The sequence below is a fragment of the Nostoc sp. NMS2 genome (genome assembly GCF_017115105.1).
Taxonomy (GTDB): domain Bacteria; phylum Cyanobacteriota; class Cyanobacteriia; order Cyanobacteriales; family Nostocaceae; genus Nostoc.
Genome location: NZ_JABXKH010000167.1, coordinates 129,410 through 149,501, shown reverse-complemented (window position 1 = coordinate 149,501; position 20,092 = coordinate 129,410). Strand labels below are relative to the sequence as shown.

General features: G+C 41.8%; 21 protein-coding genes. 8 read left to right on the top strand and 13 right to left on the bottom strand.

What is annotated here, in order from left to right; all coding sequences use genetic code 11:
- The first annotated feature begins 148 nt into the window (after positions 1–148).
- Positions 149–586, top strand: coding sequence for a peroxiredoxin (locus HWQ36_RS31515; RefSeq protein ID WP_292710150.1), 438 nt, complete (start codon positions 149–151; stop codon positions 584–586).
- Between the two features lie 77 nt (positions 587–663).
- Here the strand turns inward: HWQ36_RS31515 and HWQ36_RS31510 are convergent, their stop codons facing one another.
- The 5 genes from HWQ36_RS31510 to HWQ36_RS31490 form a co-directional block, all read right to left on the bottom strand.
- Positions 664–1,062 (bottom strand): hypothetical protein, encoded by a 399-nt coding sequence (locus HWQ36_RS31510; protein ID WP_292710148.1) that lies wholly within the window; start codon positions 1,060–1,062, stop codon positions 664–666.
- A 36-nt stretch (positions 1,063–1,098) separates the two neighbouring features.
- Positions 1,099–1,989 (bottom strand): ABC transporter permease, encoded by an 891-nt coding sequence (locus HWQ36_RS31505; protein WP_292710146.1) that lies wholly within the window; start codon positions 1,987–1,989, stop codon positions 1,099–1,101.
- Between the two features lie 159 nt (positions 1,990–2,148).
- A complete protein-coding gene (locus HWQ36_RS31500; protein ID WP_292710144.1) occupies positions 2,149–3,168 on the bottom strand; it encodes an ABC transporter ATP-binding protein in 1,020 nt (339 codons plus the stop codon).
- Between the two features lie 224 nt (positions 3,169–3,392).
- Positions 3,393–4,580 (bottom strand): RNA-guided endonuclease TnpB family protein, encoded by a 1,188-nt coding sequence (locus tag HWQ36_RS31495; protein ID WP_292710142.1) that lies wholly within the window; start codon positions 4,578–4,580, stop codon positions 3,393–3,395.
- Between the two features lie 288 nt (positions 4,581–4,868).
- On the bottom strand, positions 4,869–6,380 hold the full coding sequence (locus HWQ36_RS31490; RefSeq protein WP_292710140.1) for an aminotransferase class I/II-fold pyridoxal phosphate-dependent enzyme: 1,512 nt from the start codon (positions 6,378–6,380) through the stop codon (positions 4,869–4,871).
- A gap of 204 nt (positions 6,381–6,584) precedes the next feature.
- Between HWQ36_RS31490 and HWQ36_RS31485 the strand changes: the two genes are divergently transcribed.
- Positions 6,585–6,731 carry a hypothetical protein gene (locus tag HWQ36_RS31485; RefSeq protein WP_292710138.1) on the top strand — a complete coding sequence of 49 codons (147 nt, stop codon included), beginning with the start codon at positions 6,585–6,587 and terminating at the stop codon, positions 6,729–6,731.
- 174 nt (positions 6,732–6,905) lie between these two features.
- Complete coding sequence (locus HWQ36_RS31480) at positions 6,906–7,613, top strand: M15 family metallopeptidase (RefSeq protein ID WP_292710136.1); 708 nt, start codon at positions 6,906–6,908, stop codon at positions 7,611–7,613.
- A 5-nt stretch (positions 7,614–7,618) separates the two neighbouring features.
- Here HWQ36_RS31480 and HWQ36_RS31475 read toward each other — a convergent pair whose 3' ends face one another.
- A complete protein-coding gene (locus tag HWQ36_RS31475; protein WP_292710134.1) occupies positions 7,619–8,092 on the bottom strand; it encodes a TspO/MBR family protein in 474 nt (157 codons plus the stop codon).
- A gap of 90 nt (positions 8,093–8,182) precedes the next feature.
- Positions 8,183–8,656 carry a TspO/MBR family protein gene (locus tag HWQ36_RS31470; RefSeq protein WP_292710132.1) on the bottom strand — a complete coding sequence of 158 codons (474 nt, stop codon included), beginning with the start codon at positions 8,654–8,656 and terminating at the stop codon, positions 8,183–8,185.
- Between the two features lie 366 nt (positions 8,657–9,022).
- On the opposite strand from HWQ36_RS31470, the gene HWQ36_RS31465 reads away from it, so the two are divergent.
- On the top strand, positions 9,023–9,592 hold the full coding sequence (locus tag HWQ36_RS31465; protein WP_292710130.1) for a DUF3611 family protein: 570 nt from the start codon (positions 9,023–9,025) through the stop codon (positions 9,590–9,592).
- An 805-nt stretch (positions 9,593–10,397) separates the two neighbouring features.
- On the opposite strand, the gene HWQ36_RS31460 is transcribed toward HWQ36_RS31465, so the two are convergent.
- From HWQ36_RS31460 to era, 3 genes are all read right to left on the bottom strand, one after another.
- On the bottom strand, positions 10,398–11,030 hold the full coding sequence (locus tag HWQ36_RS31460; RefSeq protein ID WP_292710128.1) for a YdeI/OmpD-associated family protein: 633 nt from the start codon (positions 11,028–11,030) through the stop codon (positions 10,398–10,400).
- 460 nt (positions 11,031–11,490) lie between these two features.
- Positions 11,491–12,168, bottom strand: coding sequence for a response regulator transcription factor (locus HWQ36_RS31455; protein ID WP_292710126.1), 678 nt, complete (start codon positions 12,166–12,168; stop codon positions 11,491–11,493).
- Between the two features lie 79 nt (positions 12,169–12,247).
- Positions 12,248–13,222 carry a GTPase Era gene (era, locus tag HWQ36_RS31450; protein WP_292710124.1) on the bottom strand — a complete coding sequence of 325 codons (975 nt, stop codon included), beginning with the start codon at positions 13,220–13,222 and terminating at the stop codon, positions 12,248–12,250.
- Between the two features lie 282 nt (positions 13,223–13,504).
- Between era and HWQ36_RS31445 the strand changes: the two genes are divergently transcribed.
- Positions 13,505–14,587, top strand: a complete 1,083-nt coding sequence (locus HWQ36_RS31445; RefSeq protein WP_292710172.1) for an ATP-dependent 6-phosphofructokinase — start codon at positions 13,505–13,507, stop codon at positions 14,585–14,587.
- Positions 14,588–15,003: 416 nt separating this feature from the next.
- Here the strand turns inward: HWQ36_RS31445 and HWQ36_RS31440 are convergent, their stop codons facing one another.
- Complete coding sequence (locus HWQ36_RS31440) at positions 15,004–15,204, bottom strand: hypothetical protein (protein ID WP_292710122.1); 201 nt, start codon at positions 15,202–15,204, stop codon at positions 15,004–15,006.
- Between the two features lie 48 nt (positions 15,205–15,252).
- On the bottom strand, positions 15,253–15,423 hold the full coding sequence (locus tag HWQ36_RS31435) for an RtcB family protein (protein ID WP_292710120.1): 171 nt from the start codon (positions 15,421–15,423) through the stop codon (positions 15,253–15,255).
- Positions 15,424–15,653: 230 nt separating this feature from the next.
- On the opposite strand from HWQ36_RS31435, the gene HWQ36_RS31430 reads away from it, so the two are divergent.
- The 3 genes from HWQ36_RS31430 (at position 15,654) to HWQ36_RS31420 (ending at position 18,586) form a co-directional block, all read left to right on the top strand.
- On the top strand, positions 15,654–15,851 hold the full coding sequence (locus HWQ36_RS31430) for a heavy-metal-associated domain-containing protein (protein WP_292710170.1): 198 nt from the start codon (positions 15,654–15,656) through the stop codon (positions 15,849–15,851).
- A 160-nt stretch (positions 15,852–16,011) separates the two neighbouring features.
- Positions 16,012–18,339 (top strand): heavy metal translocating P-type ATPase, encoded by a 2,328-nt coding sequence (locus HWQ36_RS31425; protein ID WP_292710118.1) that lies wholly within the window; start codon positions 16,012–16,014, stop codon positions 18,337–18,339.
- A gap of 19 nt (positions 18,340–18,358) precedes the next feature.
- Positions 18,359–18,586, top strand: a complete 228-nt coding sequence (locus HWQ36_RS31420) for a hypothetical protein (RefSeq protein ID WP_292710116.1) — start codon at positions 18,359–18,361, stop codon at positions 18,584–18,586.
- 21 nt (positions 18,587–18,607) lie between these two features.
- On the opposite strand, the gene HWQ36_RS31415 is transcribed toward HWQ36_RS31420, so the two are convergent.
- A complete protein-coding gene (locus HWQ36_RS31415) occupies positions 18,608–20,041 on the bottom strand; it encodes a HAMP domain-containing sensor histidine kinase (protein WP_292710114.1) in 1,434 nt (477 codons plus the stop codon).
- Between the last annotated feature and the right edge of the window lie 51 nt (positions 20,042–20,092).

The window sequence follows — 20,092 nt, the reverse complement described above, 5'->3', positions numbered from 1 at the left end:
TTCAAAGTCCCTCTCCCAGATATGGGAGAGGGATTTAGGGTGAGGGCGAAAACTATGGTTCTCAACTTAGATGAGGTTTATATTTAATCATTATAAATTAATGTAAAATTTCAAGTGCATCAACAATCTGAAACAGGAAAGGTTAATTATGCCTCTAGCAGTTGGTACGGATGCACCTGCATTTACCGCCAAAGATACAAATGGCAACACAGTCTCGTTATCTGACTTTGCCGGTAAGACCGTCGTTTTGTATTTTTACCCCAAAGATGACACGCCAGGCTGCACCAAACAAGCCTGTAGTTTTCGGGATGCCAAATCTGAATATCAAGGCAAAGATGTTGTAGTGTTGGGAGTCAGTGCTGATGATGAAGTCTCTCATCAAGCATTCACCCAAAAATATAATTTGAATTTTCCCCTACTGGCTGATTCCGACAAATCTCTCATCACAGCTTTCGATGTGGATGGCGGTGGTTATGCCAAGCGCGTCACCTACGTAATTGACCCCAAGGGCAAAATTACTCATGTTGACACTGCTGTAAATACTACCACCCATGCTAGCGATATTTTAGCTGCACTTGGGCTGTAGTTTTTTACTTAAGAACTAAGGATTTTTTAAAGAGTCTCAGCCCCAAGCCTTTAGAGCTTGGGGTTCTTTATTTGAATTCAGTTACCTGATTGTGGTGTAACCGATGGCGGCGTAGCTGATGGTATTGTAAACGATGGCAAACTGAGGGTTGGTTGCTGTTGTTCACCTCGTATTAGTTTTTGTTGCCTTGCTTTAAAGGCTGCTGCTGCTGAGTCTAATTTTTCGTTCTGTTGGTTAGAATCCCAGTTGAGAGTTCCGAAATTTGCCCGATGAATCAGGTCAAACATATTGAAATTATCTGAGTTCGTGCGGGAGAAAGGATCGGTATTTTGGTCTGTTGTATTATTACTAGGAAAAGCATCTGCTGGACTGCTTACTTGAGCCGAACTGGGTTGAGCCATGAGTAAGGAAGCAAAGCTAATGCTTGCTACGGTAGCTACAAAGAGTCTAGGAATTTGTAAAAATGGTTTTTTCATGGGATTTTGACCCTAAAATTGCTCTATTTTATCTCTTTAAGCAAGAGTCCGCCGTAGTTGGGGTTGAATGCTTAATAAGGCGACAAGGGCAAAACCAAACAATACCAGCAACGCTCCCCCAAAGGTAACATCACCCCAAGGAGCCTGCATAACTACACTACTTAGTCCCCAACTACTGTGGAGATACAGATAGCGAATGGGTTCGATCGCATAGCTAAGAGGATTCAGGGTGGCGATAACCTGTAACCACTGAGGCATGAAAGATAGAGGAGCCAAAGCAGTACTAGCGAACAATAATGGTAGGTTGGTGACGAAAATCACTGCAATCAGTTCAATGTGTCCGGGTAGGGCGAAAGCTAAACCGAGGGAGATGGCTGTCACACCCAAAGCTAATAGTAGGACAATTAGAGCGATCGCACTTAAACCCACTGCATTTGGTAGTCCAGCGCCCAAAAACGCCGCCGCCGCTACAATCACGGCTGCTTGCAGCAAACTTTGGCTGATGATAAAGATTGCCGAAGCAAAGACAATAGAAAACCGCGATGCTAATGGTGCTACCAGCAAACGATTCAAAAAGCCGAACTCGCGGTCAAACATTACGGGTAAACCAGCATTCAGCGCCCCAGCAAAGGCTGTAAACACAATTATGCCGGCAGCTAAAAATTGTCCGTAATTTGTTGTTGTATTGCCAAATATACCCTTGGGGGCATTTTGGAACAAAGCACCAAACAGTATCAACCACATGACTGGCTGAATAATTCCGGCAACCAAAGAGGATGGACGGCGTTGTAATTGAATAAACAAGCGACGAGTTAAAGCCAACGTCTCTTGTACCAATTCACCGAAAAAGTTAGGTGCAGCATTAACATCTGCTTGTGGTGATGCTAGCGGCTGCCAATTGATATCAGATTTAGGAGTAACACTCATAGCAATTTTGGATTTTGGATTTTGGATTTTAGATTGGGCATGGGGCATGGAGAAGAGACAAGGTAGAGGGGGGAGACAAGGAAGAGACTTAATTTTAATAATTCCCCCTCATCTCCCTCATCTCCCTCATCTCCCCCATCTCCCCCATCTCCCCATTCCCTATCTCATAAGCTGCTTCTTCTCAGCTTTGGGATCGCGAGTGGCAACGGCTGCCAGTTCTGCATCCATGAGGGTGCGTCCTGTAGCAGCGAGGTAAACGTCATCGAGGCTGGGGCGAGATTGGGCAATGCCAAATATGGGCAAGCCAGCAGTATTCAGCGCTTGTTGTATGTTAATGAGAACATCGTTTTGAGGTGTCACCACTAAGTTGAGGGAATTACCTTGAGCGCTATTGATGATCACTTCTTGGACAAAGGGCAAAGTTTGCAAGAGGTTTTTAGCAATTTCTGCTTCCTCAATGGGGGAAAACTCGCGGATTCGCAAGGTGATGCGATCGCCCCCTACTTGATCTTTTAATTGTGAAGGTGTCCCAGAAGCAATTACCACGCCCCGATCTATAATTGCCACGCGATCGGCTAAAGCGTCAATTTCTTCTAGGTAATGGCTGGTAATTACTACCGTTGTCCCAGAGGCGCGTAATTTTCGTAGGAAATCCCATACCACAAAACGAGTTTCTATGTCAAGTCCCACAGTTGGCTCATCCAATACCAGAACATCTGGTGCATGGAGCAACCCAGCAGCCAAGTCTAGGCGCTTGCGTAAACCACCAGAATAGGTTCCTGTCTTTTTATTGGCGTATTCTTGCAAACCGAGTAAATCTAATACTGTCTCAATGCGCTGTTTAGCTACTGCGCGTGGGAGGTGATAAAGTGCTGCTTGCAATTGCAGCAATTCTTTTCCAGTCAGCACCTTATCTATAGCTACTTCCTGAGCAACATAGCCTAGTCGTTGCCTTGCCACTCTGGGATTATCTAACACAGAGATGCCAGATACTTCAATTTTGCCAGCATCCGGTGTGGTCAGCGTACACAAGGCACGCAAGGTAGTAGTTTTCCCAGCACCGTTGGGGCCAAGTAAACCAAATATTTCCCCTGGCTCTACCTGAAAGGAAACATCCTGAACGGCAACCACTGTGCCGTAACGTTTTTGCAGATTCTGAATTAAAACGGCGGGAGCCATGACAGCTTTTCCCCAACTATACAAATCTCAATAAAGTCTATCTTTATTGTAGAAGGTAGGGAGCAAGGAAATAGCGCATGAGCGAAAATATCTAAACAAGTTCGCGTCATGCGCCATGCTGCCAAAAATTTCTAGTTATTTTAGGCAAATTGATTGATTGCGTTTGTAGCGAAATAAACCAATTGACATCCACCCCGCCGTGAACGGTCGGGGATTCCTAAGACTCACGACTTAGGTTTCTGTTTCTTACCATTGCTGGTTTTTCGCAACTGCCCAAAAGACTCAAATCTATCGGGTCTTATGTTCGCTCCACAGACTGAAACTGCGAGTCCCGCAGCCAAAATGTTCTTAGCAGCATTGATATCTCTATCGTGATGTGTACTGCATTTTGGGCAATCCCACTCTCTGACATTTAAAGGCAACTTCTCAACGATGTAACCACAGTGCCCACAACGCTTAGAACTAGGAAACCATCGGTCAATCTTGACAAAATTACGACCATACCAATCGCACTTATATTCAAGTTGTCTGACTAATTCACCCCAGCTAGTATCACTAATAGAGAGAGCGAGTTTTTTATTTTTCACCATATTCTTCACAGCCAAGTTCTCAACAGCAATCGTTTGGTTTTCACGTACCAATCGAGTTGTCAACTTGTGAAGAAAATCATTTCGTGCATCACTTATTTCGGCATGGATCTTAGCTACTTTAAGCCGAGCATTATGGCGATTATTAGAACCTTTATGCTTACGACTTAACGCTTTTTGTGCTTTACGCAATTTAGCTTTTTTTGTCTTAAATCCCTTTGGATTAGCAATCTTCTCACCTGTACTTAAGGCAACTAAAGTGGTGATCCCTAAATCAATGCCAATAGAGCTAGTAGATTCAGGTAATATGCAGATTGCTACATCTACTAATATTGAAACAGTCCAGCGCCCAGAGGGTGAAAGTTTTACTGTAATCGTGGATGGTTCCGCACCTTGGGGTAGTTGTCTACTCCAACGAATAGCCAATGGTGTAGGACTTTTAGCAAGAAATATTTGCCCATCTCTAAACTTAAAAGCTGCCTTGGTAAATTCTGCATTGCCGCCGTTATGCTTTTTCTTAAAATTTGGGTATTTTGCCCGTCCCGCGAAAAAATTACTGAATGCTGTTTGTAAATGTCTCAATCCTTGCTGTAATGGCACACTGCTAACTTCATTCAGAAATTGCAAGTCTTCTTGCCTTTTCCAATTAGTCAGCATTGTTGAAGTTTCAGAGTATCCGACTCGTTCGCTTCGTTCGTACCATGCTTCTGTCCTTGCAGCAAGAGCGCGGTTGTAAACTAATCGAGCGCAACCCATCGTTCTTCTAAGCAATATTTCTTGCTCAGAAGTTGGATAGAATCGGTACTTAAAACTGCGTTGTGTCATCCTTACATTATATCAGATATTCTGTAAGAATAAAGCCGCCCTACAACGGCGGGGTTTTAAACCCATTTTTTTTGATAAAAAGATTTTTTTCGAGACCGCAAGCGCATATTTATATGGCAATATGGCATTCTTGTTTCAATCCCACCTCTTTTGCCGTAGGATACACTGTTAAGAGTTCCCAGTTACAGCAGATTACAGGTAGGTGAGGTACAAATTTTAAGCACAAAGCCATATATCAAGAGAGTTTCAACCCAGTTAAGAGTTCCCCATTCCCCATTCCCTCTAAAGTTATTTCAACACTTTCAAGGTTTTGAAGCTAGTGTCATTGCAACCACTAATAAATCCACCCATTGCTTGGATTTGTTGTAGGTAATCAAGGACGGGTTTAGTAATGATTTCTCCCGGCATTAACACAGGAATTCCTGGGGGATAGGGACAGACGATTTCAGCGCAAATGCGTTCGTGCAGCGACTCGGAACGAGTATCGCTTGTTTGTGCTAAAGGCAATGTTTCACTGACAGCAAAAAAGGCTTCACGGGGAGAACAATGTAAAACATGACTCTGTGTATTTAAAAGATTCTGCGAATTAAAACTTGTAACATTCAAGTTGGTTCGGCGATATTCTTGAGCAAGAGTGGTGAAACCTTGCACTAATTGCTCAATATCGGCTGGGGTGTTGCCCAAACTGATGATAAAGGTGAGGTGTTGCAGTGAAGCGAATTCAGCAGTGACAGCAAATTTTTCATCCAGAATTTCATCTGCTTCAAATCCGGTTAAACCTAAACCAGAAACAGTTACAGTTAGGCGTGTTTCATCTAAAGACACAAAGCCGGGAGATCCCCCCAACCCCTCTTGATAAAGGGGGTTAAGAATCTGTAAGACAGATAATCCAGGAATTTGACTGATTTTTGTTCTAGCTTCATTGGCAAGTTGCAATGTGCGAGACATCAGCATTTTTCCGTGGAGTGCTATTTGCTGACGCGCTGCATCTAAAGAAGCTAAAAGTAAATAACTAGGACTGGTAGATTGTAAGAGTTGCAAAGCCTTACTGATGCGATCGCCATCTATTCTATTACCTTGGATATGCAGCATCGATGCTTGTGTCATTGCACCGAGTACTTTGTGAATGGATTGTACAGTTAAATCCGCACCTGCGGCTAAGGCTGGAGTGGGTAATTCGGGGTGAAAGGCAAAGTGTGCCCCGTGTGCCTCATCTACGAGTAAAGGGATATTGTATTGATGGGTGATGTTGGCGATCGCATTCAAATCTCCGCAAACCCCGTAATATGTTGGGTAAACTGTCAACACTGCTTTCGCGTCGGGATGTTGTTTGAGTGCAGATTCTACAGAATTGGGCGTGATACTGTGGGCAATATCTAAAACTGAATCGTATTCAGGATTGAGAAAAATTGGTATTGCACCAGAGAGAATTAAACCAGCGATCGCAGAAGAATGCACATTACGAGGCAGAATGATTTTATCACCCATGCCACAGGTAGCGAGAATTGCCGCTTCAATCCCACAAGTAGAACCGTTGACAAGAAACCATGTTTGCGAAGCGCCAAAAGCTTCAGCCGCTAGTTGTTGTGCTTTTTGAATAACGCCTTGGGGTGCAAAGAGATTATCTAAATCTGCTAATTCGGTTAAATCGGCACGAAAGACGGCTTTACCAAGTAAATCAGCTAAGGGTTGAGAAATCCCTTTACCTTGTTTATGTCCTGGAGTGTAAAAAGGCGCATGGGGTCTTGCTGCATTAGCTTTTAAGGCATCTAATAGAGGTGTTTGGTTTTGATTGAGCATTAAAATAATTCGTAATTCGTAATACTTCGGCTACGCTCAGTACAAGTTCGTAATTCGTAATTAAAAAAACAAACCGTAAATTTGGTCAACAGTTTAAGGTAGATTGGATAGTACCTGATACAGATGGAATCAGGCTGCGGACAATCTAGGAAACTACCGCTAATAATCTTTATCCACGTTTGATTACTGTATTTCTGAAGTTAAATGAAAAAAGTTAAACTTTTGGATACTATTGCTACACTCAAGCCTATTCCTATTGAGAGATTACAACTAGTGGAAGAAAATTATACTTCTATCGAAAGCTTACCCAGTGGGCAAGTTGGAACAATTGTAGAAGTGTATGAGCAATAAGAATATCATTATTTAGTCGAGTTTGCTGATACCTAAGGTTGTGAATATGCAATAGCGACTTTAAGAGCAGATGAAATCTTAGTTTTACATTACGATTTGGCAGTTGCCTAATGTACAGCACGGGATAATAATTACGAATTACGAATTACGAATTACGAATTACGAATTATTCACATGAGACCTTATCATCAAATCCCAATTTTCGAGTGTGGCGAACCGCTAACGGCGATTCCTTTAGAATTGTTTGCGGTGGAATCTCCCCATCCTTATGAAAAGTTAGGTGCTACCTATGGCGAACACTCTCCTTATTATCTCCGTCAAAGCGTTATTGAAAATTTGAGCCAAGCGCAAAATTATCTTGAATTGCTGCATCCTAACTGGCATATCCAAATTTTTGATGCTTATCGCCCGATCGCAGTTCAGCAGTTTATGGTAGATTACAGCTTCACTCAAGCAGTGCAGGATAGGGGATTAACTGACGTGGAGTTATCTCCAAACCAACGTCAAGAAGTTTGGGAAGCGGTTTATGAAATTTGGGCTGTACCAAGTTTAGATGAAAAAACTCCGCCTCCTCACAGTACGGGTGCGGCGGTGGATGTGACGCTAGTAGATGATACTGGGCAAATAGTAAATATGGGTTCGCCCATTGATGAAATGTCAGAGCGATCGCATCCTGATTATTATGCCAATAATGACGACTCAGAATCACAACATTATCATGCTCACCGCCAGCTATTGCGAGATGTAATGTTAAAAGCAGGGTTTCAACGCAATCCTAGAGAGTGGTGGCATTTTTCTGTTGGCGATCAAATGTGGGCTTGGCTGAATAATCAATCTAATCCAGCCAATCCAGTCACAGCACGTTATGGGCGTATTGCATAGATGCGTTATGCATCTTGAGGATTTAACTCTTTTAACTCGTCGGTGGTGTAAGTACCAATGGGAGTCCAAATTAGATAGGGAAGGAGTAACAGCGCCGCCATTAGAGAAATCGGCAAAACGCAGATTGCCAGGACAACGCCTGAAATCAAACCAACTAGCCCAAGTATTTCCCCAGCTTTGAGACTGCGAAACCTCAGCATTATAGGTATGTAGGCAACGGTGATAATTTCCACCAAGAGGTACAAAGCCATTATTAACCAAGTAATTAGGCTTCCAGGATTTTTTTCCCAGACAATATAAGCTGAAGCTGCACCGCAAATAAAAATCACAGTCCAGATGACGGGAATCAGTGGCTCAAAAACTAGCCAGCGAGGGCGACTTAAATGTGCAAACCATTTAATATCACGTGGCGTAATCAAGAAACTACCAAGGGCGATAAAGAAAGTTACAGCCCCAATTATTATCCAAGATGGAATCATAATGAACTCAAGCTTTGTGTATATTGTCAAGTCATACACTGCAAGTTTGACAATTTAAAGCATAGCTTGAATCATTCGTTGGTGCGAATTTTAGGCATCTTGAGGATTGAGACCGATCATCTGCCAAGTGGTATAAGTACCAATGGGACTCCAGAGCAAATAAGGAACTAGTAGCAATGCTGCCCAACCAGAAATACTTAAGACTGCAAGTATCAATAAAACATTAATGATAAAACCTGTACCTCCAAGAATTGTACCCACTTTCAGACTGCGAAGCCTGAACATTACAGGTGTATAGGCAATAGTCACAATTTCTAAAAGCAAGTATAAACCCATCATTAACCAGGTTGAGGTGCTTCCTGGATCTTTTTCCCAGATAATATAAGCCGACCAAGCACCGCAAATAAATATTACAGTCCAGATAATTGGAATCGCGCCCTCAAAAGTTAGCCATCTTGGTCGTTGTAAGCGCTTGAACCATTGGCGATCGCTAGGCGTAATCACGTTAGCGGCTAAAGCAACCAAGAAAGCCACACCCCCAATCACCATCCAAGATTTAATCATGCCCGTTAGTCCTTTACAAGCGCTATCTATCGCTTAATATCACTCTTTATAGTGTGATTTTGTCAATTTAATTGCTATTTACTCATCATCCCTGAGTTTGAAACCTTTACATCATTTGGCAGGATTTTAATTTATGGGCATGGGGCATGAAGAAGAGATAAGGGAGACAAGGAAGAGGGGGGAGACAAGGAAGAGGGGGGAGACAAGGGAGAGACTTACTTGTTCAATAATTCCCCCTTGTCTTCCTTGTCCCCCTCTCCCCCATCTCCCTCATCCCCCACTCCCCAATATTTTTATGTCTAAAGATGGGGGTATTGGGCAAACCGGGGAAATATTCTTGGCAGTAGGGGGATTAAGGTAATTTATATGCAAACAGAATCAGAAGTGCGATCGCTACCACCAGAAACTAGAGGAATTGGTAATACTATTCGCCTTACAGGTTGGATTGCTTTCTGGCTGCAATTGGCAATTGGAGTAGTTTCTGTTTTAGCTTTGTTGTTTGCCTTGACTGGTCGTAGCTTTGTTCAACAACAGAATACTGGTCTTGGGATTGGCATATTTTGGGCTGTATGCGGAATTGTAATGTTGTTATTTAGTCTCTATTGGGATTTTCGTTACACCCGCATAGGAAAAGCTCTAGAAAATTCCAATCCGGCTTTGCATCCCAGTAAGCCAGATACAACTAAAATCCTCCGATTGGGAATAATTGTGAATTTGGTAGGAATTTTATTAACTCTCTTAGGTGCTGGATCAACCGTGTTAGTGCTAGTGGCAAAATCTATATCACAACCTCCAGGTGTGGCAATCACCAATCCCTATAATATTATTCGAGCAATGGATGTTTTTGTAGCTGTAGCAGACATCACTGGAATTGCTGCTCACTATGTAGGGACTGTCGCTTCGTTATGGTTGCTGGAGCGAGTACATAAACACTAATGCAAGAAGGCAGGAGAAATAAGGGAAGAAAGCCTATCTGAGTACAGCATTTCATTAATTTGTAGCGAATTTATTTGGCAAGACTCTGCGTACCTTTGCGTTTAAAAACGCTACGATTTTACGCACATCTGTACTTAGTAATAGACTATGGTAAAGGGTTTGCGCGGGTATAATCCAAAGTGCTGACAAACAAGAAGTAGCGATGGCTGCGCCAACGTCTTCGACGAACGCATTTAGCGCTAACTTCGCTAAACATTTGTTTCTCTGCGGTCATCAGGTCACTTCTAATTATTCTAATTTTTACCTAAAGATGCAATTTAAAGGCGAATTCTTATTACTTATGATAGTTACTTTAAATCATCTTGATAAGTGAAAGTAAATATACTTAATAACTGAGGTTCAAAGCATGGACTCAACAGGTAAGGTTCAAACTGTGGACTCGTCCTGGTCTCTTCCACTGCCGTTGAAAGAGTATGCAATGAGCCGAGTAACTGTCTACTTTTATAGCGACAGATGGGTTCCAATTAAATATTGTTATTTGGAAAAGGCAATTTTGCTTCACCACAAGGCAAACTTAGAAGGCAAGGAAATTTTATTATTTCCTGCTAATTTAGACCCTAATCAATTCTCAAACTCTTTTAATTAAAATCTATTGAGGTAGACCATTTTTCAAAAAATGAATCGGCTCTATAGGCATACATATCAATATATGTATGCCTCTACTTTTAATTGGGATTTAAATATTTATTCAGGTAATATTTATTTATGTCAAAATACAAGTTGTCAAACAATAACGTCAGCTTTGTTATCGTACTAATGGATTTTTGTTCGCTGCTGCTGAGTTGATGGTTTGTTCAATTCTCTTCAACCTTGTTTCTGGACGTTTTGCACTGTCAATCCAAAAAAGGATATTCTTTTTGGATGAATTATTAAATGCTTCAAAATAGTCTTTAGCAGTTGTGTTTGCTTCTAATGCCTGCTTTAAATCTGAGGGAATAATTAATGCTTCGATCGCATCCAAGCTATTCCATGAACCATTTTGTTTTGCAGCTTCAATTGTTTCCAGACCAACTGTAGTCATTAAACCTTGTTCTATAAGTTCTTGAATATATTGTTTATTTAATTTTGACCACACGCTTTTCGGTTTACGAGGTGTAAATATTTGCATATAACGTTCTTCATCTATGGATTTGACTTTACTATCAATCCAACCAAAGCATAAGGCTTCTTTTACTGCTTCGCTATATCTAACACTTGGTTTACCACTTTTTACTTTGTAGTAGATAAGCCATACACCAAAAGAGATGCGATGGTTTTTATCTAACCATCTCCGCCATTCTTCGCGACTATTGGCGTAGAAAGAGGGAAATTCATTCTTCAGTTTGGATACACCAGTATTATTACCTTCGCTAAGGTTTATTTCTGTATTTTGCTGCATTGGTCGGTTACTGCTTATTGCTACAATTGCTAAGTCCAAGTATATACACAACAAAAGTTGTTTGAGCTACTAGGATTCCGAGCGCTGTACCTCCAAGTGCTACCCTAGCTTGAAAACTTCCAAGCTCATCAAGCTTTCGGTTTTCAATACCTACTCTAGGTTGTAGATGGAATTGCCATCTTGCTGCTTCTGAATTGGCGAGAAAACTCAGAGGTAGACTTAGAATATAGCCAAGAACCGTAAATACTAAAGCTGTAGGAATAGTAAGCTTCAAATTTTGAAATATTAATGAGCGCATGGAAAAAAATTAGCTAACTTTAAAGTTTTTACAACTATTTTGATAGTTAGAAATACTACCTTAAGGTTGGTATTTAGTATTTTGAAAGTTTCAGACACAGTAGGGAGCGCTACGCACACTTTTTCAGATATTTAGTAGTAAAGATTTGAATGTATTCTGATATCAAACTAACCCCGAACGCAATGCAACGACTGCTGCTTGCACGCGGTCGTCCACTGCTAATTTATTCATAATTCCCCGGACGTGAGTTTTGATCGTGTTAGGACTGAGGTAGAGTTTTTCGGCAATTTCTGGGTTGCTCAATCCGTCTACCATAAGTTTCAACACTTCTAATTCACGCCCAGATAAGTTGGCGTTGTTACTGGTGGGTGTAGGCGGTTTGAGATTGTCAATTACTCGCCGCGCAATTTGAGGATCGAGATAGGCTGCACCATCAACTGCGGCTGCGATCGCACTTAACAATCGTTCCACACTTGCACCTTTGATGCAATACGCATCTGCACCGCTAGATAGTGCGGCAATAATTTCTGTCTCCGTTTGATGAGATGTCAGCATTACTACATGAGTTGCCGGCAACGCCGCTTTAATTTGCTGTGTCGCTGCAATGCCATCCAATCGCGGCAATCCAATATCCATAACCACCAAATCGGGTTTTAGTTGCAGTGCGGCTTGAACTCCCAAATAACCATCTTCAGCTTGTCCAACTATCTCTAACTGAGGATGAGCCATTAATGATTGCTCTAATCCCAATTGCATCATCGGATCGTCTTCGACAATTAACACCCGCAATGGCGGAGCATTGACAGGTAAATTTAAGGGATAGCGAATATCTAAAGACATTTTTATTTATTATTTGTCATTTGTCATTTGTCATTTGTCATTTGCCTTTTTAACCAATGACAAATGACCAATGACTAATTTATTCTTCGACGCGATAGCCTAACTCTGCTAAACTAATCCGCGACTGTCGCCATTTTGGTTGGACTTTGACAAACAATTCGAGGTAAACTTTACCAGCGATTAACTTTTGGATCTGTTCGCGGGCTTCACTGCCAATTGCTTTGAGCATTGCTCCGCCTTTGCCAATGAGTATGCCTTTTTGGGAATCACGCTCAACGTTGATGGTAGCAAGTACACGGGTAATGCTAGGAGTTTCTTCTACTAGGTCGATAGCGATCGCAACTGAATGGGGTACTTCTTCACGAGTCAATAATAAAATCTGTTCTCGGATTAATTCACCCATAATAAAGCGTTCTGGCTGGTCAGTTACCAAATCTGGCGGGTAATATAACGGCCCAATTTCTAAATGTTCAATTAATAACTCTTGCAGTTGCGGTAATCCTGCACTTGTCTTAGCAGAAAATTTCACGATTTCCCATTCATGGGACTGGGCCATCTGGGCATAACTATCATCTAGAAACTGAGAATCAGACGGTTGTTGGTCTGTTTTGTTCACGCCCAGAATCACCGGGGTTTTGCTGCGACTGAGCAATTCGGCAATATAGCGATCGCCTGCTCCACAAGCTACTGCTCCATCTACCACAAATAGCACTACATCTACCGATTCAATGGCAATTTTGGCATTTTGCACCAATACTTCGCCCAATTGATGATGAGGCTTATGAATTCCTGGCGTATCTACAAATATTAATTGCGCCTCTGGTGTAGTTAATATACCGCGCAAACGGTTACGTGTAGTTTGGGCTACTGGCGAGGTAATGGCAATTTTTTGTCCTACTAATTGATTCATTAAAGTAGATTTACCGACATTTGGACGACCAACAATGCCGATAAAACCTGATTTAAAATCAGGAGGAGCCTGTGGGATTGTTACTTCTCCTGAAAAAGAGAAGTTGTAATTATCAATACTAGTCACCTTTGGCTCCACCCTCATATTTTACAGCTGGGATAACTTGGTTTTTTCTTAGACACAAAACAAACATAAAATTACCCTGGCATTTTTAGGGATTGCTTTTGCCGAGGTTTAATCTACTACTGGCTCTACACTTATATTTTACAGCTGAGATAACTTTGTTTTGTTTTTAGATCCAAAACAAACATAAAATTACTTTGACATTTACAAGAAGCGCATTAGCTTAGGTTTAATCTGTTGCTAACTTTGGCTTAAGTTTCATCGACTACTCAATATATTTGGATCAAAATGTCAATAAAAAATATGGAAGAACCCAAACGGATTGGAATTCTTACCAGTGGAGGTGATTGTTCTGGCTTAAATGCTGTGATTAGGGCTGTAGTGAATTGTGCTGTGGATACTTACGGCTGGGAGGTTTTGGGAATTCGTCAAGCGACTCTAGGATTAATGGCGCGTCCCCCACAATTTACAAAGCTGGAAATCGATCAAGTTGACTCGCTATTAACTGCGGGTGGCACAATGTTAGGGACAACCAATAAAGGAGATCCTTTTGCTTTTCCAATGGCGGATGGAAGTTTATGCGATCGCTCCGAAGAAATCATTGCAGGTTATCATCAGCTAGATTTAGACGCTTTGATTGGTATTGGCGGTGATGGTAGCTTGGCAATTTTGCGTCGCCTCGCCCAACAGGGTGGCATTAATCTAGTAGGTATTCCTAAAACCATTGATAACGATATTGGTGTTACCGAACACGCCATCGGTTTTGATACAGCAGTCAATATTGCCACGGAAGCATTAGATCGGTTACATTTTACTGCTGCAAGTCATAGCCGAGTTATGATTTTAGAAGTAATGGGGCGTGATGCCGGACACATCGCAATAGCTGCGGGAATTGCAGGGGGAGCCAATGTAATTTTAATTCCCGAAATTCCTTATACCGTTGAACACATTTGCCACAAAATCAAAGAACGCCAAGATAAAGGCAAAAACTATTGTTTGATTATTGTTTCCGAAGCAGTTCGTACCCACGATGGGGAAAATGTGACGATTACAAATCGCTTAGGTCAATCTCGATACGGTGGAATCGGTGAATATTTGGCAGATAAAATTATTGAACACATCGGTGTAGAAACGCGAGTTACAGTTTTAGGACACATTCAACGCGGTGGAACTGCTTCACCACTAGATAGATTAGTTGCAACAGCCTTTGGTGTAGCGGCGGTTAATCTCATTGCAGAAGGGAAATACGATCGCATGGTGACATGGCAAAATCGCCAAGTATTAAGTGTACCAATTACAGATGCGATCGCTCAATATAGCGCCGTCGATCCCAATGGTACTTTAGTTAAAACCGCTCGTGGTATGGGTATTTATTTAGGAGACTAAATTGACTGGGGAATAGGGAATAGGGAAAGAAATTTTCAGAAGCAAGTGGCGTGGATTTAGGGGGATCTTCAACGATTTTGGTTTTATACAAAGATGTGTGTAGACCGTAGCCCTTTGGGAGAAGGAGAGATGCTAAGAGCGAACGAGCGTCATAGTCCGTCGTAGACATCGCTCTCATTAATGACGCTGGGTAAATTCCATCTAACTGATTGCAAGATAGTCATCATATCTATGCGTTAATTGCATTGATACGGATTTATCATAGCTTCACAGGTGCGATTCTAATATCAGGGAATAAAGATGGATACCCCTGGTGTTGACCAGGGGCTTTTTATTTAGGGGCTAGGCTTTAAACGTCAATACCGGACTCAATCGCGCCACAACGTCCACCATTTCTGCCTCAACCTGCACATCAATTACAGACTGAATCGATCAATTTTGGATTTTGGACTTCGGCTCCTTTCGACTTCGCTCAAGGCAAGCCGCTCAGTCGAACGATTTTGGATTTTGGATTGTAGAGATGTCTTTACATCTTCAATTTGTGGCAAGGTGATGTTGTGCGGTAAGTCGTAAGGGACTTCCAAGAAATAAATTATCCAATCTGGTGGGATGGACATCTTGTCCGCCCCACAAGAAAATTTGGGATGTTTTTTATTTGGAAGTCCCTAAACTAGAGGTGCTTCCACATCTTTATATACTTGTCGCAAACGCACACGTAGCAGTTCTGCTAACAGCAGGCGATTGATAAAAGCATAGTTAGCGGCAGTTGCCTCAGCTTGCAGGTAACTGGCGACTAATTCCAGGTGAAAATGGGTCTCTAAATTATCCGGGGTCAATCCCCTACTGATTTACTCCTTCAGCCTCCTGCCTCATTCAACTCGCCACATTCCCCCGATATACTTACCCTTACCTAAAAACTTTTAAAATTCTCTAGACTCTCCAGCCGGCTAGAGAGTCTAGTATGAATTCAAGGGGACTCTCTTTCCAGTTATTTCTGACTGTTGACGGTTATCCCTCAGTCATCCAACTTGGTTTGGCTAGGTTGTTTATTTTATCCCGTAAATCTATGACTCTCCAACTCACAGTTCCTAACATGTCTTGTTCTGTTTGTGTAAGCACCATCACCAAAGCACTTCAGGCAGTCGATGCTAATGCAAGCGTTCAGGCTGATCCAACAACCAAGCTTGTCAGTGTAGAAACTCAAGCATCAGAAACAGCAATTAAGGAAGCGTTGGCTGCTGCTGGCTATCCAGTTGCTAATTAATTCGTAATTCGTAATTCGTAATTCGTAATTATTGGCGAAGCGCTCGTGGGTAATTGTTTTTGTTGGCGATCTTGAATTAGTTGGGGTCTAAATCCCCAAATAATTTAATTACGAATTACTTCAAGACCCTGCCACACCAATCTCAGGGGTTCATCTAGTTATGGATACTCTCACACTCAAACTTCGAGGCATGAGTTGCGCTGGTTGCGCTAACAACATCGAAAAGGCGATTCGCTCTGTTTCTGGGGTGATTGACTGCAACGTTAACTTTGGAGCAGAACAAGCCGCTATCAGGTACGATCGCTCTCTAGCAAGTTTAGAGAAAATCCAAACTGCGATCGCAGATGCGGGATACTCTTCTTACTCACTCCAGGAAGAATTGCTTTCTGAAGAAGATGATGCTGAGATTGCGAGTAGGCAAGCATTACAACGCGAACTTTTCCTCAAGGTAATTGTGGGAGGTGTAATCAGCATTTTCCTCTTTTTGGGGTCGTTGCCCATGATGACTGGGCTAAACTTCCCCTTAATTCCCAGTTTCTTGCAAAATCCTTGGGTACAGTTAGTGCTGACAACACCCGTCGTATTCTGGTGTGGTGGATCTTTTTACCGCAATGGCTGGAAAACTCTCAAGCGCCATACGGCGACGATGGACACGCTGATTGCTTTGGGTACAAGTGCAGCGTATCTATATTCTTTGTTTGTGACTGTTTTCCCGAAATTTTTTATTGCTCAGGGCTTAATACCTCATATTTATTATGAAGTTGCCGCCATTGTCATTACCTTAATTTTGTTGGGGCGGTTATTGGAAAATCGCGCTAGGGGACAAACTTCTGAAGCCATCCGCAAACTGATTGGATTGCAAGCCAGAGATGCCAGAGTTATCCGTGATGGTGCGGAAATTGATCTTCCCATCGCCGAAGTCAGAATCAACGATGTGATTTTAGTGCGTCCTGGTGAGAAGATTCCGGTAGATGGCGAAGTGATTACAGGCGCTTCGACAGTAGATGAAGCGATGATGACTGGTGAAAGTTTGCCAGTCAAAAAGCAGCCAGGAGATGAAGTGATTGGGGCGACGATTAACGGTGCGGGTGCATTTCAGTTTCGGGTGACACGAGTCGGAAATGATACGTTTTTAGCTCAAATCGTTAAATTAGTGCAACAAGCCCAAGGTTCTAAAGCACCAATTCAGCGCTTGGCAGATCGGGTTACAGGATGGTTTGTACCAGCTGTGATTGCGATCGCGATCGCCACTTTCGTCATTTGGTTTAACTTCACTGGCAACCTCACCCTAGCAACAATGACAACGGTGGGTGTACTAATTATCGCTTGTCCTTGTGCTTTGGGTTTAGCTACCCCCACATCTGTTATGGTAGGTACAGGCAAAGGTGCAGAAAATGGCATCTTGATTAAGGGTGCAGACAGCTTAGAACTAGCACACAAAATTCAAACCATCGTTTTAGATAAAACCGGTACTTTGACTCAGGGGAAACCAACAGTTACAGACTTTGTGACTGTCAACGGTACAGCTAATGGGAATGAAATCAAGCTTTTACAGTTAGCAGCAACGGTAGAACGGAATTCTGAGCATCCTTTGGCGGAAGCGGTGGTGAAATATGCCCAGTCTCAAGAGGTGAGTTTAACAGAGGTAAAGAATTTTCAGGCTAATGCAGGTAGTGGTGTCCAAGCAGTTGTTTCAAATCAGCTTGTGCAAATTGGTACACAACGCTGGTTAACAGAACTTGGAATTAACACCATGACTCTTCAGCAGTATAAAGATGCCTGGGAAACTGCTGGTAAAACAGTCATTTTGATTGCTGTAGATGGCGAACTACAAGGAATAATGGGTATTGCCGATGCCCTGAAACCTTCATCAACAGCAGTAGTGAAAGCATTACAGAAGTTAGGTTTAGAAGTAGTAATGCTGACTGGAGACAATCGTAAAACTGCTGATGCGATCGCGCTACAAGTTGGCATCCAGCGCATCTTTGCCGAAGTGCGTCCAGATCAAAAGGCAGCGATTATCCAATCTTTGCAAGGTGAAATAGAGAGATTTCCCAATTCAAAATCCAAAATCGTTCGACTGAGCGTAGCCGAAGTCCAAAATCCAAAATCTAAAATTATCGCAATGGTTGGCGATGGCATAAATGATGCACCAGCCCTAGCACAGGCTGATGTAGGAATTGCTATTGGTACAGGAACAGATGTTGCGATCGCAGCTAGCGATATCACTCTAATTTCTGGAGATTTGCAAGGAATTGTCACAGCAATTCAACTCAGCCGTGCCACTATCAATAATATCAGGCAAAATCTCTTTTTTGCCTTTATTTACAACGTCATTGGTATTCCCATTGCGGCTGGAATTCTCTTCCCTATCTTTGGTTGGTTACTCAATCCAATTATCGCCGGGGCTGCGATGGCTCTTTCTTCGCTTTCTGTTGTTAGCAACGCCCTCAGATTGCGTAACTTTCAACCAAAGGCTATCTCATAACTGTAGGGTAATTTAGGAAATGTTCAGCAAAAAAATCCTTTGGGGAAGCCTTGCAGCTTTAGTGCTTCTCACCAGAACACCAAGTGTAACATTAGCAGAAATGCCAGCCCACTCGTCAGAGCAAACTACCCAATTTAACCACATAGAGCAACCTTTGGGGTTGAAAATAGGTGTTGCGATCGGTGGTTTAGCCTTTATTGGACTAGAGTTGTGGTGGTTCCTTCTTTATAAAAGTCCTGATTCTTGAGAGGATATATATTTTAAAAATTCAAATAGCACTGCTATATGTCGGTAAACTAATTGTAAATGTACTCCCTTCCCCTAACTTTGATTGCACACTGACACTACCCCCCATCCCCTCAACAAGTGTCTTGACAATAGATAAACCCAAACCACAACCCCCAGTAGTATGAGAGCGGGATTCATCTACACGGTAAAATCTTTCAAATATCCGTGCTTGCTGTTGCAAAGGAATGCCATAACCTTTGTCACAAACTTGAATAATTGCCCGATCTTCAAGTTGATTTAATTTCAAAACTATGGGTGTATCAGCTTCAGAATACTTAATGGCATTATCAATCAAATTCAATAATACTTGTTTGAGGCGAATGTAGTCTGCTTTCACATCAATTCGATCAAGTTTTGACTCGATTTTAATTATGCGATCGCTATATTTTTTTGCCATCATCACCACTTCTTCAACCAAGTCATTCAGCACATAGGATTTCATTTGAAAATATAAGTAACCATTATCGGCTCGTGCTAAATCAAGTAAATCTTGTAGCAGACGGATAGTGCGTTCAGCTTCCGATGCAGCAGTTTCTAAAGCTTCTTGTTGGGTTTGTGTTAAATTATTTTGCCTTCGCAAGACGCTTTGCAAATAACCATGTACAATAGTTAAAGGTGTACGTAATTCGTGAGAAACATTACTCACAAATTCTCGTTCTTGCTCCCAAGATTGAGAGAGGCGCGATAACAGCATAGTTAGGGTTTGAGCTAATTCTTTAACTTCGCTGGGTGCATTATCAACAGATAGCTGCGGTTGTCCTAAATCTTCAGCCGAAATTACAGAAGCCATTTGATTTAGCTGGCGTAGAGGTTGTAGAGAACGCTTGATATAAAATGCGATCGCAGCAGTTAAAATAATAATTGCCAAAATACTAATAATGGCTAAACTCCGCACCATTCCCAGAAATATTTTTTGTTCGCGGGTAATATCCTTGACTACAAATAACTCACCAAGTAACTTACCTTGAACTTGCACAGAACTACCACATAAAACAAAATAGCTTTGGTTTATTTTATAAACTTGTGCTTTAATCGGCATATTAGTCAGGGACATTAACTCAGCTACCGTAGGAGCAGATAATAAATTTAAAGTGGCAGATTTTACTATAATTTTATTATCAGAACTTTTTAACCATAATAAAATGTTGGTATTTGCCAAGTTATTAATAGCCTTTTGCAACCCAGTTTCAGGTTGCATCATTTCACTATAAATTTGCACATCTTGCGGTAAACGCTTGGCAATTTGTTCTATATTATACTTATGACTATCAACTAAGATTTGCTGCATTTTCCAACTAGTCCATGTAGCAAGGCTACCTAATATAAAACCGGAGAATGCAGCAATACCAATTGTGAGGCGCAACTGTAAGGAAAATGGGTCTATGTTTATCCAATTTTTTCTGATTTGCTTCACTTTTCTGGTTACGTTTTAGGTGTTAAATAAGCCTATATCAATAAAATCAGA